We start from the raw sequence: 22,212 nt of genomic DNA, 5'->3' as shown, positions 1-22,212 counted from the left end.
GCTATTTTTTTATGGTAAATTTGCATGAAAAAACCAATTAATTAGGAATATATTAACATATAAAAATCTTTTAAAATTTATATTGCATTTCACCTAGATAACGCTTACAATTTGATTTGTAGGTGGTATCAATTTCAGACTTTCAAGTATGGTAGGAGAGAAGAAGCTACCTTTTATAAATTGCAATTTATGTAAACGCTTACTGATTTTAGATGACAGTTGAATAGCTTTTAGGGGTTTTAAATTTTTTTAACAACAATGGTCAGACGTCATTCGTTATACGTTATACGGCCAATAACTCGTGGGAGAAGTGGGGGATTCACATATGAAAATAGTAATGTTTCTAGTCGGTTTACTTGTAGTGTTTGTACTAGGTTTCCTTATCAGTTCAGATCGTAAGAAAATTAAATATAAACCAATTGCACTTATGCTTGTCATTCAATTGGTACTTGCGTATTTCTTACTAAATACAAAGGTCGGATTTGTATTAGTAAAAGGGATCGCAGATGGATTTGGTTCTATTTTAAAATTTGCGGAAGCTGGGGTTAACTTCGTATTTGGTGGTCTAGCAAACGATGGACAAGCACCATTCTTCTTAACAGTATTATTACCGATTATTTTCTTAGCAGTATTAATCGGGATCCTGCAACATATTAAAGTTTTACCGATTATCATTCGTGCAGTCGGTTTCCTATTAAGTAAAGTTAACGGTTTAGGAAAACTAGAATCATATAATGCGGTAGCGGCTGCAATCGTTGGTCAAGGGGAAGTATTCATTACAGTAAAAGATCAACTAAGCAAATTACCGAAAAATCGTTTATACACACTTTGTGCATCTTCAATGTCTACAGTATCGATGTCAATCGTCGGTTCTTATATGAAAATGATTGATCCAAAATATGTAGTAACAGCACTTGTATTAAACTTATTCAGTGGATTCATTATCGTTCATATCATTAATCCATATGAAGTAAAAGAAGAAGACGATATTTTAGAATTACAAGAAGACAAGAAACAAACATTCTTTGAAATGTTAGGCGAATATATTATGCTTGGTTTCTCTATCGCTGTAACAGTAGCGGCGATGTTAATCGGTTTCGTAGCATTAATTACAGCAATTAACGGTGTATTCGATTCAATTTTCGGAATCACATTCCAAAGCATTTTAGGATACATTTTCTCACCATTAGCATTCGTAATGGGTATTCCAACATCAGAGATGCTACAAGCAGGACAAATTATGGCAACAAAATTAGTGACGAACGAATTCGTTGCAATGCTTGACCTTGGAAAAGTAGCTGGCGATTTATCAGCTCGTACAGTAGGTATTTTATCTATCTTCCTTGTATCATTTGCGAACTTCTCATCTATCGGAATTATCGCAGGTGCAACGAAGAGTATCGATGGCAAACAAGCAAACGTTGTATCATCATTCGGTTTAAAACTTGTATACGGTGCAACGTTAGTAAGTATATTATCAGCGATTATCGTTGGGGTTATGCTTTAATAAATTAAGAAAAGCAATGAGCGTAAGCTCATTGCTTTTTTGTTTAACTTGCTTTATCCAAATCTCTTTTAAAACGTGGTTTCTCTAAATAAGTTCCCAGTCTCCACACATATTCCACTGGACCCATCCGGTATTTCTGGAGCCAATAGGTGCTAACGAATAATTGAATCGTATAAATTCCGATGGTTAAAAGAATACCGAAGAAATAACCGATTTTACCGTATAGGCCAAATCCATATGCGTAAAAAATAGTTGTTGCAATAATAGATTGTGCTAAGTAATTACTAACGGACATTTTTCCCATGTTCGCCATGTATGTTAGTAGACGAGATGCTTTTTTGTAATGGAATAATAAAATAATCGTACTTCCGTAAAAGAAGGTCATAGTTACTGGTGTAAGGCCATCTTGTAACATAATTAAAATCGGATGCTTTACGAACATAGCTAAGATTTTAATTGTAAAAGAGAAGAGACCGGTGGCAAACCATATTTTTTTGACAGCAGGTATATGTTTATTGACCTCAAATAGCCAGCCTTTTTTCCCTACATACATTCCGAGTAGGAACAGTGGAGACATAAAAATTATTGCGAAAACTGATATGAAAAATAATCCGAATGCACCGTCAATTCCCATGTAATCAAAAGGATTTTCAGTCAATCTAAAGTTGACGTGATCCATATAGCCTCCGGTTTGATGGACTTTATGTTCTTTTTCAGTATAAGGTGCGAAATCATTTATATTTGTAGATGGATCAGTTTGATAGGACATAAGTGTAATAAGTGCGAGTAGAATAATCGCCCAAATGAGCAAAGTTTTCGGTTTTCGATTGATGAACATCATTAAGAAAATCCCGATAACTCCGTATGCAAATAAAATATCTCCCTCCCAAACAAAAGTGCCGTGAATGTAGCCAAGTAGTAAAAGAATGATAATACGTCTTATGTATGTAGGGAAGAATTTTTTTCCTTTTGCGATAATACTTTTTTGTAACAAAATAATGCTAAGCCCAAATAGAAAAGAAAATAGGGATATAAAATTGTGTGTGCCGAAAAATTGAATAAACCAATTAGCGCCTTTATCAAGATTGCCGAATAGATAAGTGGGTTTTTCACTGGTGAAGAACCCAAATTGAATTAATGTCATATTGACTAGTAAAATGCCAAACAAAGCGAAACCACGAATTGCATCGACAGCTTCTACACGTTGATTCATTTTTTCTCTCCTCGTATATTGTTTTTATATTGAAAATAATACCATTTTATAGCTGGCGCTATGTCAAATATGAGGAAATTTAAGGTGATTTTAAGATAGAGAGCAAATAAAAAATCACCTTAATACATGTATTAAGGTGATTGAAATATTACTCAGCTGGAGGTGTAAATGTACGTTTCTCTAATTCAGCATCTAGCATAAATAGTGCGTTTGAATCACTTGTAATACGTTTTAGTTTTTGGATGATGCTATCAAATGAAGCTTCTTCTTCTACTTGCTCATCGACGAACCATTTTAAAAATGTAATTGTTGCGTGTTCACGCTCATCCCAAGCGATATCAGATAAGTTATAAATACGCTTCGTTACTTCACGCTCGTGCTCAAGTGCCACTTCAAAAGCGTTCAATACAGATTCATATTCGTTATTTGGATTATCAAATCCAGTAATAATAGCACGCTCACCACGGTCATTAATATAGTTGTAAAGCTTCATCGCGTGGAAACGTTCTTCTTCAGCTTGTACAAGGAAAAAGTTAGCGAATCCATCATAGCTCTCGGCTGTACAGTAAGCAGCCATTGCCATATAAGCATGGGCAGAGTAAAATTCAAAGTTCATTTGTTCATTTAATGCGTCGTGTAATTTTTTTGATAACATAAAATCCCCCTTAATATTGTGACAAGAATATTATACCATAATTGATAATGTTCTCATTTAGATACTTCGAACCTTTTTGAAAGCTTTGTGACGTGTGCGTCCATAATGTCTTGTAAGTCTAAATCATATTTTTGCGAAAGAATAATAAGGTTAGATAGTACATCGCCAAGTTCTTCTTTTAGTTCTTGTTTTAGCTCTTCTTCTGTTTTCGCATCTTCATCAGGGCGATCGCGGCCGATTTCAATAGCACGAACGACTCGTGAAACTTCCCCAACTTCCTCGGTTAAGAAATTTAAGCGAATAAAGGCATTATACTGTGACCAGCTTCGTTTTTCGTAAAATTCCTCAACCCATCTTTGAAATGCAACGATATCCATTTCTTCCTCACCTCCTCAATATGTTGTACAATGTTCATTGTAACATAACAATATACAGTATCGGGGTGTAGGGATGAGAAAGATTTGTGTGTTTGCAGGTTCTAATTTAGGGGAGAGACCAGAATTCAAAGAGCAGGCAATTCAGTTAGGTAAAATGTTTGTTGAGAACGACTATGAGCTCGTATACGGTGGTTCATGTGTCGGATTAATGGGAGAAGTAGCAAACGAAGTTCTTCGTTTAGGTGGACGTGTAACAGGGGTTATGCCGCGCGGTCTATTTCGAGGAGAAATTGTACATACAGGATTAACAGAATTAATTGAAGTAGAGACAATGCATGAACGTAAAGCGAAAATGGCAGAGCTTGCGGATGCTTTTATTGCGCTTCCAGGCGGATACGGAACGTTTGAAGAACTATTTGAAGTTGTATGTTGGTCACAAATTGGTATACATAATAAGCCAGTTGGTTTATTAAACATAAAAGGTTTTTACGGACCAATTTTGCAAATGGTTGAACGTTCAGCTGAAGAAGGATTTATGAATCCATCAAATAAAGAATTGATCGTTTCAGCTGAGACGGCAGATAAACTAATTCATGCAATCCAAAATTATGAGCGTCCTGTTTTGGGAACGAAGTGGAAGCAACTATCATAGCAAATACGGAAACACATGTCGTTTTAATTTAAGATGGCATGTGTTTTTAATTTGGTTAAATATGTTAATGTTTAGATGTAATGTTTTGGGGGAAAGGAGAAATAGATGGAGGAGTTCGTATATTTACGTCCGGTTTTTAAAAGTATTTTAGCAGCATCTATTCTTGTTATGCTAATTGTTTTGAGACAGAAGAAAGAGTTGATTAATGAATTTTCGCTTTGGTTTATCTCGGTATTGTGTATCGGTGTTTCCGCGATAACGTTGTTTATGTCCGGATTTATCGTTGATGAGTATAATCTAGGTGGAGATCCACAATCGTTTTGTATGTTTATTGCGATTGGTTGTATTAGTGGTCTGAATTTCATTATTTATTACAGAAGGCAATAAAAGAGGCATTCCATATTACTTTGGAATGCCTTTATCATTTTGATTGCTTTGTTTTTTATACAGGTACCAGCCACCCCAGCCGCCACCAATTGCTACGACAACGAGGAAAGCATAGTCCTTAACCTCGACACGTATATTGAAAATATTAGCTATAAGTAAGAGAATCCCAACTGTTATTAACGCAAAAAACGCTCTAATTAAGTAGTCTTTCAACTGAACCACTCCCGTCATTTAAGTAGTAAATGATGAATTTGGAAAAGCCTTTTGGATCTATGATACTAAAGGGTGTTTCCTATATTTTAACATAAAAAGGATTGTAATATAGTGATAAAAGTGGGGGCGAGTTGTGTGTTAATACTGTCGTGATTTGTCGGTAAATTGATATCCCTTGTCGAATCGTTGATATATTGAGGGTAATGATCGATATAATGAAAAAATCGTTGATATATTAAGGGGAATGATCGATATATTTGAAAAATCGTTGATATAATTTCGTGTACCGTTAAGTGCAACCATTACAGAAAAAAGCGACTCTGAGCGAGCCGCTTCTGCTTTTAATGATATCCAGCTCCAGCGGCTAGAACAGTCGGTTGTTTCACTCCTTCATTCGAGGCAAAAAGCGCCTCGTAATCAGGAGTTCCAACACCCTCCTGTTCTGAACGAGCCGCTTCCGCTTTAAAGTCTATTATTGATTCAAGAACGCGCGTAGCATCCAAGCGTGTTTTTCTAGTTCTGTGTAGATGCCTAGTAGTAGGTCAGATGTCATTTCGTCGTCAGAGTCTTGAGCGATTTCCATGCCTTTTTTCAGTTCGACTAGCATCATTTCGTAGTCTTTCATAATTGCTTCGACCATCCCTTCTGCAGTTTCTCCGTATGCTGCTTCTTGAATAGAAGATAGTTCTAAGTATTCTTTCATTGTTGCTACTGGTTTGCCGCCAATTGCTAAAATGCGTTCTGCAATTTCATCGATGTGAGTAGCTGATTCTGTGTAAAGTTCTTCGAATTTCTCGTGTAATGTGAAGAATTGAGGCCCTTTTACGTACCAATGGAAGTTGTGAAGTTTTGTGAATAAAACGCTCCAGTCTGCTACTTGTTTGTTTAATACCTCGATTACTTGTTTGTTCATTATGATCAATCTCCTTTTGAGTTGTTATGTTATATCAATTACTAATTTATAATTATTATAATCTAGTAATTGATATAAAACAACCCTTTTGCTGAAATTAATTTGAACAAATTATGAACTGTTGTAAATAAAAATCCCTATTACGGTGAGGTAATAGGGATTTTGTTTGATATATAGCTCTTGTTCTAAATGAGCCGCTTGTGCTTTTAATGATATCCAGCTCCGGTGACTAGACCAGTCGGTCATTTCGCGCCTTCCTGTGAGGCAAAGAACGCCTCTTCGTCAGGAGCTCCAATGCCCTCCTGTTCTGAGCAAGTCACCTCCGCTTTTAATTAATATCCAGCTCCAGCGGCTAGAATCTCCGGTCATTTCGCTCTCTCGCTCGAAGCAAAAAGCGCTTCAAGGTCGAGAGCTTGAAGTGTCCTGCGATTCTGAACGAGCCGAATCCGCTTTTAATCATTACACAGCCTTCTGTTTTTCTTCTACATCCTGTCCATCCCAGCACTCTGTATTCTGTAAACCAGGGATAGAGCTTGCAACGAAAACTGGATCTTTTCCTTGTTTCTTTTGCTTCAAATAGTCTACTAATGCAGCGTAAGCAAATTTGCTAAGGAATGAGATGGCAATTAAGTTTGTGAATACCATTAGTCCCATGAATAAATCAGCTAAACTCCAAACTGTTTTAAGAGCAGCGATTGATCCGAAGAATACCATTCCGACAACTGCAACACGATAAATCATTAACCATGTTTTGCTTTCTTTAATGAATGCAATATTTGTTTCACCATAATAGTAGTTTCCTAGTAGAGAACTGAAAGCGAATAGGAAAATAATAATCGCTAAGAAAGTGCTTGCCCACGGTCCGATTTGTGAACTTAAAGCGTTTTGTGTTAATTCGATACCTTCTAAATTTGATCCTTTGTAAAGTCCAGAACATAATACGATAAATGCTGTTGATGTACATACTAAGAATGTATCTACGAAAACACCTAATGCTTGAACAAGTCCTTGTTTTACAGGGTGAGATACATCTGATGTTGCTGCTGCGTTAGGAGAGCTACCCATACCTGCTTCTGTCGCGAATAAACCGCGCTGAATTCCGAACTTGATTGCTGCTCCAATACCACCAGCGATGGCTTGGTCTAAACCGAATGCACCGTTAAAGATTTCCATGAAAATGCTTGGTAACATATTGAAGTTGTTAATAACGACAAAAATAGCCACGCCGATATAAACGATTGCCATTGGCGGAACAATCATTTCTGTAATACGTGAAATGCTCTTAATACCACCAAAAATAATGACTGCAACTAATAAGGCTAATAGAGCTCCTACGATTGTTCGCTCTAGTCCAAAAGCATTTTCAAACGCTATTGTTACTGTATTCGCTTGTACTGAATTGAAAATTAATCCGTACGCAACTGTAATAAGAAGTGAGAACCAAACACCCATCCAGCGTTTGTTTAATCCTTTTTCCATGTAATATGCCGGCCCACCACGGAACCTGCTACCATCTTTTACTTTATAAATTTGAGCGAGCGTACATTCTACGAAACTAGTAGCTGCTCCGATAATTGCGATAAACCACATCCAAAATATTGCGCCAGGTCCACCCATTGAAATTGCTAGTGCTACACCGGCTAAGTTCCCGATACCGATACGTGCTGCTGCACTTAAGCAAAATGCTTGGAATGGAGAGATGCTATCTTTCTTTTTTTCTTTTCGATTAAACCCTTTACTAATTAAGCTGACCATCTCACTGAAATGAGTAATTTGGACAAATTTTAATTTAAAAGAGAAGTAAAGACCGAAGCCGATTAGCATTGCAATAAGAATATATGACCATAAAATATTATTCGTTACCTCAAGGAATCTGCTAAAGATATCAACCATATAATACACTTCCTTTTTTTCGTAATAAGAAAATTATATGCAAAAAATATACGAGAATCAATTTTTCTAAAAAATTATGTTACTTAAATCAATTTTGTGTTATGATTATGTTACATCGTAATATTTTTAGAATTATTTACATTTTAAAAAACTAAATTTAAAGCGAGAAAGTGGGGATAATTTGAAAGAAGATTCTTTATTGAAAGTAAGCCTTGAGAGTTTGAAAATGAGAAGTAATATGTTTTTTATCATTACATCTTTAAGTATCTTTTTAGGGGCAACTTATTATTACAATAAAAGATTTCCAAATCACAAATATCCTGAGTGGTTAGAATTTCTAAAGTTGATTGGATGAATAAAAGACAGAAAAACAGAAAATTAAAATAAATAAGTTATGGAGGAGCTAAAAATGAATATTAGAGAAAGTGAACTTCCGGGTATTGGTTATAAGTTTCAAATCGTTACGAAAGGTAACGAAAAGATGGTAATTGTCATTCATGATGATGGGCGTAGAGAAATGTATCATTTTGATTCAGACCATGAAGAAAGCATCTCAAGTATTTCACTACGTGACTCAGAGGCAAGGCAAATCGCAGCAATATTAGGTGGAATGGTATATAAGCCTAGGGCGTTAGAAAATGTTGAGATGGTTTTTGAAGGTTTAGCGATTGAGTGGTTCAAAGTGGAGAATACAGCTCCAGCAATCGGAAAAACAATTGGCGATCTTGAAATAAGAAAAACATATAGCGTAACGATAATCGCAGTTATGAAGAAGAACATGAAGAAGCTATTTAATCCAGGGCCAGAAACAGTAATTGAAGAAGGAGATATGCTTGTAGTTTCAGGTGAGAGAGAAGAAATTAAAAAAATCATTAATGAATTACTTTCAAATAGGGGGGACTGACTAGATGGATACGTTAATTTTTGAAGTTGGTACAGCTTTAGTTTTAGTGGCAATTGCAGCGGTAATTGCTGGAAAATTTAAATTCTCAGTAATTCCTTTTCTAATTGTTCTCGGAATGTTAGTAGGACCGCATGCACCGACAATAGGTGTTATCGATCTCAAATTTATTGAAAGTGCAAGTGTAATTTCCTTCCTTGGACGGATTGGGGTTCTATTCCTTCTATTCTATCTAGGATTAGAATTTTCAATGAAAAAACTAATTAAATCTGGACGCTCTATTGCGATTGGCGGAACGATTTATATTTTAATTAACTTTTCACTTGGTTTGTTATACGGATTTATAATGGGATTCCCATTACTAGAAATCTTAATTATTGCGGGTATTATTACGATTTCTTCTAGCGCTATCGTTGCTAAAGTGTTAGTGGACTTAAGAAGAACTGGTAATAATGAAACCGAATTAATTTTAGGAATTATTATGTTTGAAGATATATTCCTTGCTGTATATTTATCAGTTGTTTCTGGTTTAGTACTAGGGGATCACGCTTCCTTCTTAGGCGCCCTTACTTCAATTGGAATTGCTTTAGGATATATGCTTCTATTCTTTATAGTAGCTAGAAAGGCTACGCCGTTATTAAATAAATTGCTCAATATTAGCTCAGATGAAATTTTTATTATTGTAGTATTTGCTTCGTTATTCTTCATTGCTGGTTTTTCAGAAACAATTCACGTTGCAGAAGCGATTGGGGCACTTCTTCTAGGATTAGTTTTCTCTGAGACAGAGCATAGTGATCGAATTGAACATCTTGTTGTTCCATTTAGAGACTTTTTCGGAGCTATTTTCTTCTTCAGCTTCGGGTTAAGTATTGATCCGTTCTCATTAGGAGGAGCGATATGGTTAACGTTAGGTGCTGTCCTTCTTACAATAATCGGCAACTTTGTAGCAGGAATGATTGCAGGAAGACAAGCAGGGTTATCTCATAAAGCATCAACAAATATCGGATTAACAATCGTTTCACGAGGAGAGTTCTCCATCATTATGGCTAATATCGGTATCGCCGGTGGTTTAATGTCAGTACTGAAACCCTTCTCAGCACTATACGTGCTTATACTATCCATTTTAGGCCCACTTCTGACAAAGGAGTCGAAGAATGTATATAAATTCTTAAATAAAATCTTTAAGTGGGATACGAAGACTAACTAAATTTTAAAAAATAAAGTACAAGATATTTCCTGCTTGTACTTTTATTTTTGTAATGAAAACAGTAAAGAGAGGTAAATGATGTTAGGAGAGTTGATTCATTCGGTTTTAGTTTTTTTAGAAGGACTTGGTTATTGGGGAATTATGCTTGGATTAATGCTAGAGGTTATTCCAAGTGAAATCGTATTGTCTTATGCAGGTTATTTAGTATCAACAGGAAGCATTACATTTTGGGGCGCTGTCGCGTTTGGTACAATTGGTGGTGTAATTGCACAACTATTCATTTATTGGATCGGTCGATACGGAGGAAGACCTGTTCTTGAGCGATATGGAAAATATATTTTAATTCAGAAGAAACATATTGATTATGCTGAAGATTGGTTTAATCGTTACGGAACTGGCGTTATTTTTACCGCACGTTTTATTCCGGTTGTGCGTCATGCTATTTCGATACCGGCGGGTATTGCGAAAATGTCACATGCTAAGTTTATTACGCTAACTACATTAGCTGTTATTCCGTGGTCAATTGTGTTTGTATATTTAGGGTTTAAATTAGGAACAGAGTGGGAAAGCATTAATAAAGTTGCGGGGCCATATGTGAAATACTTTGCACTTGCTGCTATTGTTTGTGCAATTGGTTATTTTGTATTAAAAAAAGTGATGAAAAAAAAGTGATTACGGAAAAGGAATCTATGTCGACATAGGTTCTTTTTTTATTGGCATTTTTTCAAGGATGAAAGAATACGTTTAATATTTACCATATTGTGGCATACATATAGAAAAAGGGTGCTTGGAAAGGGGAATAAAGAGAAATGGAACTCCAGTTTCAAAATGTATATCAACAGGTAGAGAATTGGTATGTGTTGGATTCGGAGCTTCATTGGGATGTCAAAAAGCTGAGAGAGGATTTGTTCTCTCTTATTGAAGCATGTAAAACGCCCGTTATTTTTTGTGATACGTGTGATGCAAACGATGTGCTTCTATCATTAGGGGAAGAGGAAGAAGAATTCCTATTCCCAGTAGGTGGTTTTTATCATAAAGAAAGACAATTAATTTTTGTTTGTATGTGGGAAGAGTATGAGCAGGTGCTCAAAACACTACTGCATGAGTTTCGTCATGCGATGCAGCATAAGAGAGAAGTATTGTATGTTGGAAGTGAAGTGTACGAAGATAGATGGATTGAAAAAGATGCGAGGAAGTTCGCGGAGAGGAAATTGGATGAATATAAGAATAGAAAGTTAATGTAAAGCATAGTGGAGAAATAGCGCTGTGCTTTCTTTATACTTATTAAAAATAAGTATTTGACTTTTATAAAGTTTAGTTCTAAACTAATGATATGAAACGAGCGAGGTGATGAAATGAAAACAGAAGATAGACTCGGATTACTATTATGGTTTCGTTTATCACGCTTTTATAATAAGAGTATTCGTGAGACGAATCAGCATTTGAAAGAATGGAATGTATCTGCCGCTCAGTTTGATGTACTAGCTCAAGTTGGAGGGCATAATCGTCTAACGCAGCAAGAGCTTGGAAATAAGCTATTTGTTACGAAGGGAAATATCACGCAGCTTTTAAATAAAATGGAGCAGCTAGAGTGGATTCGTCGTGAACAAGAAGGTACTACAAAATATATTTCGTTAACAGAAAAGGGAAAAGTTTTATATGAAGAAATCGTCCCGCCTCAAGAAACATTCCAAGCGGAGCAGTTTCAAAAATTAAATGTAGAAGAACAACATCAATTATTACAATTACTAAAAAAATTACAGTGAGAAAAAATTTTAAAATAAATCTCGAATTCGATATAGTATGAGGTGAAGGATATGTTTAGAAAAGTTGATCATAAAAATATGGGCAGAGCAAATCATGGTTGGTTAAATACACATTTTCATTTTTCTTTTGCCAATTACTATAATCCAAATAACATGAACTTCGGAGCGTTACGTGTTATTAATGATGATCTAGTAGCGGCACAAACTGGTTTTGATATGCATCCGCATCGTGATATGGAAATCATTTCGTACGTTGTAGATGGTGCTTTAACACATGAGGATAGCATGGGGAACCGCGGAACAATTGAGCGAGGACATGTTCAATATATGAGTGCTGGCACAGGTGTATTTCATAGCGAGCATAATTTAGGAAATGAAACACTACGTTTATTACAAATTTGGATTTTACCAGATCGTGCGGATCATAAACCAAACTATGGTGAGTTTAAATTTGATTGGAGCGAGCGTGAAAACGAATGGTTCCATATGGTATCTCCAGTAGAAGGAGAGGCACCAATTCAAATTCACCAAGATGCAAATTTATATTCTTTATCGTTAGATGCCGGAAAAGAAATTCATTTTCCTGTGCGAGAAGGCCGTCAATTGTATCTTGTTCAAATTGAAGGAAGCAGTGTAATAAATGGTGAAACGTTTGTTATGCGTGATGCAGCAGAATCTGTAGAAGAAGATACTCACATTCAAGCGAAAGAGCAATCACACTATTTAGCAATTGAATTGAAAAAACAATAAAAGGCTTGTAGAAAAGAGGACATCTGATAGGATGTCCTCTTTTTTGATTGGAATTATCTGAAAAATGTTTCTCAAATTTTCGGTAGAGGTATCGGCTGTAAAAATCAGAATTTTATAAAAGTGTCAAAAATCTTTATGGGAATGGGGAATGTTATAGTGAAAAAGCAAGTCATTTCATCAGCATTAGCGTTAACTGTTATCGCCGGGGGATTTGGAGCGTTTGGGGCAACGACAACGAAAGCGGAAGAACAAAAAATTCAATATCATCAAGAATTTAAAACACCTGCATACATAGGTGAAGAATGGAAAGCACCGGAAGGACTAGATAAAAAAGAGACGGTCTTTCAATACTTAGAGAGTAAGAAAGATATGTTTAAATTAGCAGGAAATATTGAAAAGCATTTTAATATCGTTGGAGAAGAAAAAGACGCTGAATCTGACACGACACATGTGAAGCTAGTTGAGAAACATAATAACATTCCTGTGTACGGTTCTGATCAAACTGTTACACTTGATAAAGAGAATAATGTAAAAGCATTCTTCGGACAAGTTATTCCGAATTTAGATGATAAAAATATCCCTGCATCTGCAAGCATTAGTGCGGAACAAGCAGAAACAATTGCAAAGGCAGATATTGAGAAAGAAATTGGTAAAGTAAAGAATTATGATGGTGTGAAAAAAGATTTATTTGTATATGAAAAGGACGGTAATTACTACCTTGCATACTTAGTTAAGGCATCGATTTCAAAACCAGCTCCAGGGTATTGGCATTATTTTGTTGATGCAACAAATGGAAATGTTATTGAGAAATATAATGCTGTAGATCACGTTACAGGGTTTGGCTACGGAGTATTAGGTGCTAGACAATCATTTGAAATTGCCCAAGATGAAAAAACGGGAGTATTCAACTTATTTGACGGTAAACGAGGACAAGGTATTCACACATTTGATGCAGAAAATATGGATGAAAACTTGTTTAATTTATTCTCACAATGGCTTGGATATACAGGCGAAGAAGTTGAAAGTAAATCTAAGTTCTTCGAAGATAAAGCTGCAGTTGATGCGCATGTAAATGCAGGAAAAGTATATGATTACTACAAAAAAACATTTAATCGTAACTCTTTCGATGATAAAGGTGCGAAGCTTATTTCAACTGTTCACGTAGGGGAGAGCTGGAATAACGCAGCTTGGAACGGTGTGCAAATGATGTATGGTGATGGCGATGGAAAAACATTCATTCCATTATCTGCTGGACTTGATGTTATCGGTCACGAATTAACGCATGCTGTAACTGAACATACAGCAAACCTTGTTTATAAAAATGAGTCAGGGGCGTTAAATGAATCGTTATCCGATATTATGGGTGTTATGGTTGAGAAGAAGAGCTGGGATTTAGGTGCTGACATTTATACACCTGGTAAACCAGGCGATGCACTTCGTTCACTAAAAGATCCAGCGTCTATTCCAAACCCATTAAAACCAGGTGAAGGTTACCCAGATCACTATAGTAAACGTTATACTGGAACAGCTGATAATGGTGGCGTTCATATTAACAGTAGTATTAATAATAAAGCTGCTTATTTAGTATCTGAAGGCGGAGATCATTACGACGTGAAAGTAGCTGGAGTGGGCCGTGAAGCGACAGAAAAAATTTACTACCGCGCTCTTACGAAATATTTAACTGCAAACTCTGACTTCAAAATGATGCGTCAAGCTGCTCTTCAATCAGCCGAAGATTTATACGGTAAAGATTCTAAAGCTGTACAAGCTGTAACGAAAGCTTATGATGCAGTAGGCGTAAAATAATAGGAAAAAAACCTGACTAGAATGTCAGGTTTTTTTCTTTATCCCGCTATTTGCAGGGCAGTAAGACCCCCACCTCAAAATTCATCGGAAGCAAAGAAGTTAGGTGGGGGCCCTGCTGCCCGTAAAAGCCTGATTGGTGAGGGCTGATAATCAGTGGGGAATGAACAAAACCCCCACGGAATAAAGTTTCACTTTATTCCGCTAGTCGCGAATACCTAATGCGATTTTCGCCATACGTGACATACGTTCTTTCGACCACGGTGGATTCCAAACGACATTTACTTCTATTTCATTAACTTCAGGTACGTTTGTTGATAATACTTTTTTAACGTCTGATACGATTTGCCCAGCCATTGGACAACCGATAGAAGTCATAGTCATCGTAATGACAGCATTATTATTTTCATCTGCTGTAACATCATACACTAATCCAAGATTAACGATATCAACACCTAGTTCAGGGTCAATAACAGCTTCTAAATTATCCAATAATTTATTTTCAAATGCTTCTTGTGACATAAGCAGCCCCTCCTATATTTTAATGATATCGATTCTCATTATAACGGAAATGAGCATAATGTGCAGGAAATGAGCTCAAAAAAAATATCCCTCTTTGAAAGAGGGATATTTTTTGAAAATCTATTCTGTTTTAAAATGAGATACGAGTTGATCTAACTCTTCAACTGTTTGTTTCATTTTTCCAGCAGTTACTGTCATTTCATTCATAACGATAACTTTCTGTTCAGCAGATTGTGCCGTTGCGGCGGTTTCGCTGGATACTTCAGTCGAGATAGAAGCGATGTTATTAAGTGAAGCATTCATTTCTTCAGCACTTGCAGCCATCTCTTCAGCAGTTGCTGATATGTCTTGCATTTGAGTAGATACTTTATTTACTTGTTCTACAATTGTTGTGAAAGAAGTACCAGCTTCACGAATAACATGAATGCCTTCAAATGCTTCAGAACGGCCTTGAGACATCATAGAGCTAGCAGTTTCTGTATCATTTTGAATTTGATGTAGTAATTGATTAATGTCTGTTGCAGCTGTTTTAGATTGTTCAGCAAGCTTTCGAACTTCGTCAGCTACGACAGCAAATCCTTTTCCTTGCTCGCCAGCACGAGCTGCCTCAATAGAAGCATTTAAAGCAAGTAAGTTTGTTTGCTCAGCGATATTAGAAATAGATTGTACAGCGGTATCGATATATTTCGTATGAGTGATTAGACGTTCAACCACTTCTGACGTAGCATTTACAGCTTCGTGTATCGTTGTCATTTGTGAAACGGATTTTTGGATAACGGTACTTCCATCGCTAGCATGTTCAGATGTGGCAACAGCAAGTTCCGCTACAGATGAAGCAGATTCAGCAATACGTTGAACACTTACTGCCATATCGTCCATTGCAGTTGAACTTTCTTCAATACTAGAAGCTTGTGATTGAATACTTGCGTTTAAGTTAGACATTGAGCTTTGGACTCTTACTGTCGCCTCACGTGATGTATTCGTTTTTTCTAGCATGTTTTCAGAAGCGGTTTGTACTTCCACTGATGTTTTTTGAACACGATTAATAATATGTTGTAGGTTTTCTAACATTTTATTAAATGATGCTGCGATAGCACCGATTTCATCGTTGCTATTTACTTGTAGACGTGCCGTTAAGTCACCTTCTTGAGAAGCTAACTCTTTTAGTTTCGTGTCAATTTGTTGAATTGGTTTCACAAGTTTACCAGAGAACCACCATGCAAGAATAATTGCAGCGACAATACAAATAACAAGTGATAAGAAAATAACATATTCGATTAAGAGTGCAGATTGGTCAATTTTTTCAATAGATTGTTCACGTAATGTAGCTTGTTCATTACTGTAATTGGTGAAGTCACCAATTACTTTATAGACAGTTCCGTTTTCTGAAGAAGCTACTTGTAAAGCTTCTTCCCATTTTTGTTCTTTTGCAAGAGTGAATACTTTTTCTTCAACGAACTTTCTCCAAGTAGACCCTAATTCCATTGTGCTTTTTACGGACGAAGAAAGATTTGGATTAGAAAGAAGTTTATCTTTTGAATCCTCAAGACGTTTACTCATCTCATTAAACTTGTCTAATTCGACTTGATCATGTTGTAGTAAATAACCTCTTAAAGCAGAGAGCTGTACTTGATAAGCATCTCCACGTTCTTTCAATTCTGTTGCCAGTGGAGAAATTTCTTTTTGTAATGTTTCAGCTTTACGAGATTGGTCAATAGCAAAAAATAAAATAAATGCTAAGGCGATACCGAATAAAGCGCAAATCGTTCCCATCATGAACATAAGTTTTTTTCTGATACTTACAAAATTCATATGATAAAAAGCCTCCTTTGTGAAATCTTAGTATTAGAATTAATAAATGTAAAAAATTGAAAGAAAGCTTTACTCCAGTTGGAATAAAGCTTTCTTATTTCCTTTAGGAATTATAGCAGACGGAATGAGAGATAGAAAGAGATATTTTAAAGTGAAAAAAGAGAGACTGTAAAACTTTCTTTCTTATACCTTTGAGCTTGTGTCATTTTCACTTTAAGCGTTTGTTTTGAAATGAGAAACGAGAATTTCAAGTTCTTGTACGATGGTTTTCATTTCAGATGATTTGTTAGCCACGATACTCATTTTGTTTACTTGATCACCAGCCGAATGTGCTGTTTGTGATGTTTCTGCAGCAACTTCGTTTGAAATAGAAGCGATATTATTTAAAGCTGCGTTCATTTCTTCAGAGCTTGCAGCCATCTCTTCAGCAGTTGCAGACATTTCTTGCATTTGCGTAGAGACTTTGTTAATGTGGTTAACAATTTCTGAGAATGAAGATCCAGCGGTACGAATAACCGTAATTCCTTCAGAAGCCTCTGCTTGACCTTGTGTCATCATGTCATTTGCTATTTTTGTATCGGCTTGAATTTGATGCAGTAAATGGTTAATGTCAGTTGCGGCTAGTTGAGATTGTTCAGCAAGTTTTCTAACTTCATCAGCAACAACAGCGAATCCTTTGCCGTGTTCACCAGCACGAGCTGCTTCAATAGAAGCATTTAAAGCGAGTAAATTTGTTTGCTCGGCGATATTAGAAATAGATTGAAGTGCAGTATCGATATGATTTGTATGTGTAATGAGTCGCTCAACTACTTGTGATGTAGCGTTAACAGCTTCGTTAATTGTATGCATTTGTGTAATAGATTTCTCAATGACTTTATTCCCATCATCTGCTTTTTCTGAGGTTGTGACAGCTAAACTAGTAACAGAAGAGGCGGCCTCAGCAATACGCTGAACACTCGTTGCCATGTCATCCATTGAGGTTGAACTTTCTTCAATGCTAGAAACTTGTGAACGAATATTGTGTTCAAGAGCATTCATAGTTTCTTGTGTCCTTGCGGTATTTTCCATAGAAGCGGTTGTTTCGATAAATACATTTTCGGAAGCTTCTTTTACACTTGTTGATGTTTGTTGAACTTGTTTTATTATATGCTGTAAGTTAGTGAGCATTTGATTAAAGGAATTTGCAATGTCACCAATTTCATCTTTACTCGTTACGTGTAATCTAGCCGTTAAATCTCCATCTTGAGAAGCTAATTCTTTCAACTTCTCATCAATTTGTCGAATTGGTTTAACGAGTTTACCAGAGAACCACCATGCTAATAAAATAGACGTTAATGTACATGTAATGAGTGAGAAGAAAATAATATATTGAATAAGTGATGAAGAAGACTCGACGTCAGCAATTAATGCGTCACGTTTCTCATTTTCTTCATTTGTATATTTATTAAAACGACCTAACAGATCATTTACATAATCTGTTTGTGCTAAAGCAATTTTAGATGCTTCGTCCCATTTTCCTTCATGCGCAAGAGGTAGTACCTCATTATCTATGACGCTACGCCATTTTCCTCCCATTAAAATGGCTTCTTTCATTCCTTCTGGGAGCTTCTTGTCACTTGTTACTTTCTCTCTAGTATCAGCTAATTTTTTCCCTTCTCGGTTGAACTTATCTAATCCTTTTTGATCATGTGATAGCAAATATTCTTGTAAACCAGCAACTTGTGCCTGGAACCAATCGCCACGTTCTTTTAAAATCGTCGCTCTTTTCGATACATCATTTTTTAACGTTTCGATTTCACTTGCTTGATTCATGGCGAATGAAAGAATAACAATAAGAGCAATGCTAAATAAAGAAGAAATGCTTAAGAGTGTGAACAGTAGTTTTTTTCGAATACTAACATATTTCATCGTTACCCCTACCCTCATTTAAACTGTTTATTATGATTTATAGATATTTGAAGCGGAATTAATAAAAACATTATTATGAAGTTATTAATCTGTTCAATGAAAATTATAGCAGATAATGGAAGGAGTCAGATTGGTATTAGAAAAAGTTCTTAAAATGTATACATTTGTATATCATAAAATCCATAAATAAATATTAGAAATGCTATTGAAATTTGAAATAACATCATGTATACTTCTAATTAGTTGATAACGATTATCAGTATCAACTAAAACATTACTCTTCGTTATGTTGGTCATACCCCTTTTTGACGACGTAAGTCAGAGACGAAATGTTGAAATATCTTGTGTCCTATTCTACAGAATTATGGTAATCTCCAACCTCAACTTATATGCGCGAGCATGCAAAAAGGATCCTATCCGTGAAGGGATCCTTTTTTGCATGATCGCGCAATTATTGTATATAGACCGGGTATTTGTTCTTCAATTCCTTCTGGGGCAGTAGAAGGGAAGACCCACTTTTGATGAGGTCCCTGTTCTTCAATTAGTTTTTCAATCTTAAAATGTTCTTCGGCGAGTGTTGTAATAATTTCTCCTAATGTCCAGCGACGGATGGTTGTTTTCGGTAACGATTCTTTCTGCGCTTCTGTAAGAAGAATGCTATAAGCAACATCATCTTCAATCAATTCTTCATCGAAATAATTTCCACTTGCTCGAAACGATGGGTGGTCTACTCCTAATAGCTTTGTGTATATTGGATGGTAATCGCGAAGGATAAGTATTCCACCTGGCTTTAGTAGTTGAGAAATTTTTTTGAAAAGTGGTTTTAAATCTAGAAAGTAATGAAGTACACCAAGCTCCAGTAATACGATATCAAATGATTTGGAGAGATTTACATCTAGTACATCAGAAACGATGTAATGAATAGAGACGTCTGCGGCGGCAGCAAGTTCATTTGCATATTTTGCATTACTTGCTGAAATATCAACAACTGTTACGTCAGAGCCTAAAAGGGCGAGAGCAACGGCCTTATTCCCTTTTGATCCTAGTAAATTAATAATATGTTTTCCTTTCGGAGATTGTATGTAAGGTAAATAGTGATCTACCTCGCGCATAGGGTCTTCCATGATTTTTTTCGCATAATCCTCCGGTGCCCCATGGCGATTCGTCCAAGCTTCATAAGCAGCTGTATTCCAGCTTTTTTCATTAATAGTGCTTAGTTGTTTTTGGTTCAATGTTATCACTCCTTTTGTGAACGTATAGTTATTCGGCAGGGGGATGGGATTTCCTTTTCTTTCTGAATAAAAGTTTGATTTTTCTGTGATTAAGTCGTACAATACTTTTTATACGTAAAAGCGTTGAAAAGGAAAAGTAGGATGAACACATTCTTTCCAGAGAGCTTCGGTAGCTGAGAAGAAGCAAGAATATTCATTTGAACAATGGCCTTTGAGCTTCGTCCTGAACTTATCAAATGATAATAGTAGGCGGCGACGAGAGTTGGTACTCGTTATCAAAACCACAGTATAAGAGCATATAGCTCCGTACTTGTTAAGGCTAATTATGTGAGTAATTGGCGAAATAAGGTGGTACCGCGACTGTTTATACAGCCCCGCCCTTATCTTTTTTAAGATAAGGGCGGGGCTTTTTTATATTTAAAAGGAGGAATGTAAGATGAGTATTTTTATTGGAGGCGCTTGGCCGTATGCAAATGGCTCGTTACATCTTGGTCATATTGCGAGTTTGTTACCTGGAGATATTTTAGCACGTTATTACCGGGCAAAAGGTGAGAATGTGTTGTATGTTTCGGGCAGTGATTGTAATGGAACACCGATTGCAATTAGAGCAAAACAAGAAGGTGTGACAGCAAAAGAAATTGCTAATAAGTACCATGAAGAATTCCAGCGATGTTTTCGTGATCTCGGTTTTACGTATGATTGCTATACACGTACCGATAGCGAGCATCATCATGAAACTGTTCAAAAAGTTTTTTTACGTTTATTGGAAGAAGGCTATATTTATAAAAAAACAGTGGAACAAGCGTACTGTAAAACGTGTACGCAGTTTTTACCGGATCGTTATGTAGAAGGAATATGTCCACATTGCCATGAAGCAGCAAGAGGCGATCAATGCGATGCGTGTTCAGCTATTTTAGATCCACTCGATTTGTTAGAAAAGACATGCAAGTTATGTGGTAGTACACCATCTGTAGAGGAAACAGAGCATTTTTATTTTGCATTGCATACATTTCAGCAGCAAATTAAAAAAGTTGTAGAAATCGCAAAAGAAAAAGGAACATGGCGTGATAATGCAATTCAATTAACGGAAAGATATGTAAAGGAAGGCTTACAAGATAGGGCTGTATCAAGAGATTTACCAATCGGGGTACCAATTCCAGTGAAAGGGTATGAAGATAAGAAAATTTACGTATGGATAGAAGCAGTGGCAGGATATTATTCAGCGAGTAAATATTGGGCTGAAGAAACAGGAAAAGATGATCATGAGTTTTGGAATAGCGATGCGCAAACATATTATGTACACGGCAAGGATAATATTCCATTTCACTCCATCATTTGGCCAGCGGTTTTACTTGGAATAGGAGAGGAAGCAATCCCGCGTCATATCGTTTCGAATGAGTATTTAACAGTTGAAAAAAGAAAGTTATCTACGAGTAAAAACTGGGCAGTATGGGTGCCTGACATATTAGAACGTTACAATCCAGATTCTATTCGTTACTTTTTAACAGTAAATGCACCAGAAAATCGTGATACTGATTTTTCATGGCGTGAATTCATTTACAGTCATAATAGTGAACTGTTAGGTGCATACGGGAACTTCGTGAACCGGACATTAAAGTTTATTGAAAAATATTATGATGGCATTGTGCCGCAGGGAACTATCAATGTAGAACTGAAGGATAAAGTAGAAGGATTATATAAAAATGTAGGAGAGGCGATTGAGCAAACTACATTTAAGGTGGCGCTAGAAACAATATTCGATGCCGTACGTTTTGCAAATAAATACTTTGATGAGAGGCAGCCTTGGAAAGAAAGAGAAGATAATCCAGTTTCATGTGAAGAAACGATTTATAATTGTATTTATCTTATTGCTAATTTTGCAAATCTCCTTGAACCATTTTTACCATTTTCAAGTGAAAGAGTTCGAAGCACATTGTCGATTGTGAACCGAAATTGGGAACCGCAAAATACGTTGCCGAATAGAATTGATAGCGTGCAGCCATTATTTGAGCGAATCGATGTAAAACAAATTGAGCATGAGATAGAGAAGCTGTATGTAGCGGCAAAATGAGATAGAGAAAAAGACCTTTCAAGTAAATGAAAGGTCTTTTGTTATGCAGTATGATTCTCTTTCTTATCTTTCAAAAAGAAAAGTACAGCAAGGATTACAAGAATAATAGCTGCAATATCATACGTTATTTTAAATGTAGTATTAAAGTTTAAGTACTCTACGAAAGGAGTTTTCACTGCTCCTGCATATATACAAACGGGAATGAGAAGTAAATCGTAAAATTTCTTTTCTTTCATATATCTTATTAGGAAGAAGATACACATAATAGCAAAAAATACGATGCTTAAAATAGTCATTTATACCTCCCGATAAATTTACTTATTTTAATTGTAGTTATATTTTTATCCCGCATTAACGGGCAGTAAGACTCCACCTCAAAATTCAGCGAAAGCGAAGAAGTTAGGTGGGGATCAACTGCCCGTAAAAGCCC

Annotated in this window: 23 protein-coding genes and 1 other annotated feature; of the genes, 11 read left to right on the top strand and 12 right to left on the bottom strand. The window is 36.1% G+C overall.

The features are described 5' to 3' along the window. The first annotated feature begins 325 nt into the window (after window positions 1-325). A complete protein-coding gene (locus MR160_RS11770; protein ID WP_000706853.1) occupies window positions 326-1,507 on the top strand; it encodes a NupC/NupG family nucleoside CNT transporter in 1,182 nt (393 codons plus the stop codon). A gap of 43 nt (window positions 1,508-1,550) precedes the next feature. Here the strand turns inward: MR160_RS11770 and MR160_RS11765 are convergent, their stop codons facing one another. From MR160_RS11765 to MR160_RS11755, 3 genes are all read right to left on the bottom strand, one after another. Further along, window positions 1,551-2,720, bottom strand: coding sequence for a DUF418 domain-containing protein (locus tag MR160_RS11765; RefSeq protein ID WP_001076363.1), 1,170 nt, complete (start codon window positions 2,718-2,720; stop codon window positions 1,551-1,553). A gap of 148 nt (window positions 2,721-2,868) precedes the next feature. Continuing rightward, complete coding sequence (locus MR160_RS11760) at window positions 2,869-3,375, bottom strand: ferritin (RefSeq protein WP_000949403.1); 507 nt, start codon at window positions 3,373-3,375, stop codon at window positions 2,869-2,871. 53 nt (window positions 3,376-3,428) lie between these two features. Further along, complete coding sequence (locus MR160_RS11755) at window positions 3,429-3,752, bottom strand: MazG nucleotide pyrophosphohydrolase domain-containing protein (protein ID WP_000355749.1); 324 nt, start codon at window positions 3,750-3,752, stop codon at window positions 3,429-3,431. A gap of 73 nt (window positions 3,753-3,825) precedes the next feature. On the opposite strand from MR160_RS11755, the gene MR160_RS11750 reads away from it, so the two are divergent. Together MR160_RS11750 and MR160_RS11745 are read left to right on the top strand one after the other, a co-directional pair. Next, window positions 3,826-4,404 (top strand): LOG family protein, encoded by a 579-nt coding sequence (locus MR160_RS11750; RefSeq protein ID WP_001225753.1) that lies wholly within the window; start codon window positions 3,826-3,828, stop codon window positions 4,402-4,404. A 105-nt stretch (window positions 4,405-4,509) separates the two neighbouring features. Next, window positions 4,510-4,791: a hypothetical protein gene (locus MR160_RS11745; protein ID WP_000390910.1), complete on the top strand. Its 282-nt coding sequence runs from the start codon at window positions 4,510-4,512 to the stop codon at window positions 4,789-4,791. A gap of 15 nt (window positions 4,792-4,806) precedes the next feature. Here MR160_RS11745 and MR160_RS11740 read toward each other — a convergent pair whose 3' ends face one another. The 4 genes from MR160_RS11740 to MR160_RS11725 form a co-directional block, all read right to left on the bottom strand. After that, on the bottom strand, window positions 4,807-5,004 hold the full coding sequence (locus MR160_RS11740) for a hypothetical protein (RefSeq protein ID WP_000656312.1): 198 nt from the start codon (window positions 5,002-5,004) through the stop codon (window positions 4,807-4,809). A gap of 341 nt (window positions 5,005-5,345) precedes the next feature. Further along, window positions 5,346-5,507 (bottom strand): NADH dehydrogenase, encoded by a 162-nt coding sequence (locus MR160_RS11735; RefSeq protein WP_080786474.1) that lies wholly within the window; start codon window positions 5,505-5,507, stop codon window positions 5,346-5,348. Further along, window positions 5,477-5,917 carry a Dps family protein gene (locus MR160_RS11730; protein ID WP_001041895.1) on the bottom strand — a complete coding sequence of 147 codons (441 nt, stop codon included), beginning with the start codon at window positions 5,915-5,917 and terminating at the stop codon, window positions 5,477-5,479. The genes MR160_RS11735 and MR160_RS11730 overlap by 31 nt, the downstream gene beginning before the upstream one ends. A gap of 459 nt (window positions 5,918-6,376) precedes the next feature. Further along, a complete protein-coding gene (locus MR160_RS11725; protein ID WP_000227587.1) occupies window positions 6,377-7,810 on the bottom strand; it encodes an alanine/glycine:cation symporter family protein in 1,434 nt (477 codons plus the stop codon). A 409-nt stretch (window positions 7,811-8,219) separates the two neighbouring features. Between MR160_RS11725 and MR160_RS11720 the strand changes: the two genes are divergently transcribed. From MR160_RS11720 to nprB, 7 genes are all read left to right on the top strand, one after another. Continuing rightward, complete coding sequence (locus MR160_RS11720; protein WP_001026075.1) at window positions 8,220-8,714, top strand: cation:proton antiporter regulatory subunit; 495 nt, start codon at window positions 8,220-8,222, stop codon at window positions 8,712-8,714. 4 nt (window positions 8,715-8,718) lie between these two features. After that, the gene (locus MR160_RS11715) at window positions 8,719-9,918 is read left to right on the top strand and encodes a cation:proton antiporter (protein WP_000380223.1); all 1,200 of its coding nucleotides are present in this window, start codon (window positions 8,719-8,721) and stop codon (window positions 9,916-9,918) included. A 78-nt stretch (window positions 9,919-9,996) separates the two neighbouring features. Beyond that, window positions 9,997-10,590: an undecaprenyl phosphate transporter UptA gene (gene uptA, locus MR160_RS11710; RefSeq protein WP_000900216.1), complete on the top strand. Its 594-nt coding sequence runs from the start codon at window positions 9,997-9,999 to the stop codon at window positions 10,588-10,590. 137 nt (window positions 10,591-10,727) lie between these two features. After that, the gene (locus MR160_RS11705; protein ID WP_000422792.1) at window positions 10,728-11,162 is read left to right on the top strand and encodes a DUF3920 family protein; all 435 of its coding nucleotides are present in this window, start codon (window positions 10,728-10,730) and stop codon (window positions 11,160-11,162) included. Window positions 11,163-11,273: 111 nt separating this feature from the next. Next, entirely contained in the window at window positions 11,274-11,684 is a 411-nt protein-coding gene (locus MR160_RS11700) for a MarR family winged helix-turn-helix transcriptional regulator (protein ID WP_000845462.1), read from the top strand. 51 nt (window positions 11,685-11,735) lie between these two features. Then, complete coding sequence (locus tag MR160_RS11695; RefSeq protein WP_000488932.1) at window positions 11,736-12,434, top strand: pirin family protein; 699 nt, start codon at window positions 11,736-11,738, stop codon at window positions 12,432-12,434. A gap of 156 nt (window positions 12,435-12,590) precedes the next feature. Beyond that, on the top strand, window positions 12,591-14,240 hold the full coding sequence (nprB, locus tag MR160_RS11690; RefSeq protein WP_000745125.1) for a neutral protease NprB: 1,650 nt from the start codon (window positions 12,591-12,593) through the stop codon (window positions 14,238-14,240). A gap of 201 nt (window positions 14,241-14,441) precedes the next feature. On the opposite strand, the gene MR160_RS11685 is transcribed toward nprB, so the two are convergent. The 4 genes from MR160_RS11685 to MR160_RS11670 all read right to left on the bottom strand — a co-directional run bounded on the left by MR160_RS11685 (window position 14,442) and on the right by MR160_RS11670 (window position 19,711). Next, window positions 14,442-14,759 (bottom strand): metal-sulfur cluster assembly factor, encoded by a 318-nt coding sequence (locus MR160_RS11685; protein ID WP_000076424.1) that lies wholly within the window; start codon window positions 14,757-14,759, stop codon window positions 14,442-14,444. Window positions 14,760-14,879: 120 nt separating this feature from the next. After that, window positions 14,880-16,571, bottom strand: coding sequence for a methyl-accepting chemotaxis protein (locus tag MR160_RS11680; RefSeq protein ID WP_001012199.1), 1,692 nt, complete (start codon window positions 16,569-16,571; stop codon window positions 14,880-14,882). A 213-nt stretch (window positions 16,572-16,784) separates the two neighbouring features. Continuing rightward, window positions 16,785-18,479 carry a methyl-accepting chemotaxis protein gene (locus MR160_RS11675; RefSeq protein WP_000878434.1) on the bottom strand — a complete coding sequence of 565 codons (1,695 nt, stop codon included), beginning with the start codon at window positions 18,477-18,479 and terminating at the stop codon, window positions 16,785-16,787. A gap of 413 nt (window positions 18,480-18,892) precedes the next feature. Next, entirely contained in the window at window positions 18,893-19,711 is an 819-nt protein-coding gene (locus MR160_RS11670) for a class I SAM-dependent methyltransferase (protein ID WP_242297382.1), read from the bottom strand. 114 nt (window positions 19,712-19,825) lie between these two features. Next, window positions 19,826-20,096 (top strand) — a binding site (T-box leader). A gap of 51 nt (window positions 20,097-20,147) precedes the next feature. Here MR160_RS11670 and metG point away from each other — a divergent pair. Then, window positions 20,148-21,782 carry a methionine--tRNA ligase gene (gene metG / locus MR160_RS11665; RefSeq protein WP_000021589.1) on the top strand — a complete coding sequence of 545 codons (1,635 nt, stop codon included), beginning with the start codon at window positions 20,148-20,150 and terminating at the stop codon, window positions 21,780-21,782. Between the two features lie 41 nt (window positions 21,783-21,823). On the opposite strand, the gene MR160_RS11660 is transcribed toward metG, so the two are convergent. Then, window positions 21,824-22,078 (bottom strand): hypothetical protein, encoded by a 255-nt coding sequence (locus MR160_RS11660; RefSeq protein WP_000154129.1) that lies wholly within the window; start codon window positions 22,076-22,078, stop codon window positions 21,824-21,826. Window positions 22,079-22,212: the final 134 nt, after the last annotated feature.

It is taken from the genome of Bacillus cereus group sp. BfR-BA-01382 (genome assembly GCF_022663475.1).
Classification (GTDB): domain Bacteria; phylum Bacillota; class Bacilli; order Bacillales; family Bacillaceae_G; genus Bacillus_A; species Bacillus_A thuringiensis_S.
This window is presented reverse-complemented; position numbering and strand designations above follow the sequence as displayed.

What these genes read in the sequence shown, in the direction of transcription:
- MR160_RS11760 (WP_000949403.1), bottom strand. Translation starts at nt 3,375, where the DNA reads ATGTTATCAAAAAAATTACACGACGCATTAAATGAACAAATGAACTTT.
- MR160_RS11750 (WP_001225753.1), top strand. Translation starts at nt 3,826, where the DNA reads ATGAGAAAGATTTGTGTGTTTGCAGGTTCTAATTTAGGGGAGAGACCA.
- MR160_RS11720 (WP_001026075.1), top strand. Translation starts at nt 8,220, where the DNA reads ATGAATATTAGAGAAAGTGAACTTCCGGGTATTGGTTATAAGTTTCAA.
- metG (WP_000021589.1), top strand. Translation starts at nt 20,148, where the DNA reads ATGAGTATTTTTATTGGAGGCGCTTGGCCGTATGCAAATGGCTCGTTA.
- MR160_RS11660 (WP_000154129.1), bottom strand. Translation starts at nt 22,078, where the DNA reads ATGACTATTTTAAGCATCGTATTTTTTGCTATTATGTGTATCTTCTTC.
- MR160_RS11770 (WP_000706853.1), top strand. Translation starts at nt 326, where the DNA reads ATGAAAATAGTAATGTTTCTAGTCGGTTTACTTGTAGTGTTTGTACTA.
- MR160_RS11680 (WP_001012199.1), bottom strand. Translation starts at nt 16,571, where the DNA reads ATGAATTTTGTAAGTATCAGAAAAAAACTTATGTTCATGATGGGAACG.
- MR160_RS11730 (WP_001041895.1), bottom strand. Translation starts at nt 5,917, where the DNA reads ATGAACAAACAAGTAATCGAGGTATTAAACAAACAAGTAGCAGACTGG.
- MR160_RS11705 (WP_000422792.1), top strand. Translation starts at nt 10,728, where the DNA reads ATGGAACTCCAGTTTCAAAATGTATATCAACAGGTAGAGAATTGGTAT.
- MR160_RS11685 (WP_000076424.1), bottom strand. Translation starts at nt 14,759, where the DNA reads ATGTCACAAGAAGCATTTGAAAATAAATTATTGGATAATTTAGAAGCT.
- MR160_RS11765 (WP_001076363.1), bottom strand. Translation starts at nt 2,720, where the DNA reads ATGAATCAACGTGTAGAAGCTGTCGATGCAATTCGTGGTTTCGCTTTG.
- MR160_RS11745 (WP_000390910.1), top strand. Translation starts at nt 4,510, where the DNA reads ATGGAGGAGTTCGTATATTTACGTCCGGTTTTTAAAAGTATTTTAGCA.
- MR160_RS11695 (WP_000488932.1), top strand. Translation starts at nt 11,736, where the DNA reads ATGTTTAGAAAAGTTGATCATAAAAATATGGGCAGAGCAAATCATGGT.
- MR160_RS11700 (WP_000845462.1), top strand. Translation starts at nt 11,274, where the DNA reads ATGAAAACAGAAGATAGACTCGGATTACTATTATGGTTTCGTTTATCA.
- MR160_RS11725 (WP_000227587.1), bottom strand. Translation starts at nt 7,810, where the DNA reads ATGGTTGATATCTTTAGCAGATTCCTTGAGGTAACGAATAATATTTTA.
- MR160_RS11755 (WP_000355749.1), bottom strand. Translation starts at nt 3,752, where the DNA reads ATGGATATCGTTGCATTTCAAAGATGGGTTGAGGAATTTTACGAAAAA.
- uptA (WP_000900216.1), top strand. Translation starts at nt 9,997, where the DNA reads ATGTTAGGAGAGTTGATTCATTCGGTTTTAGTTTTTTTAGAAGGACTT.
- MR160_RS11715 (WP_000380223.1), top strand. Translation starts at nt 8,719, where the DNA reads ATGGATACGTTAATTTTTGAAGTTGGTACAGCTTTAGTTTTAGTGGCA.
- MR160_RS11675 (WP_000878434.1), bottom strand. Translation starts at nt 18,479, where the DNA reads ATGAAATATGTTAGTATTCGAAAAAAACTACTGTTCACACTCTTAAGC.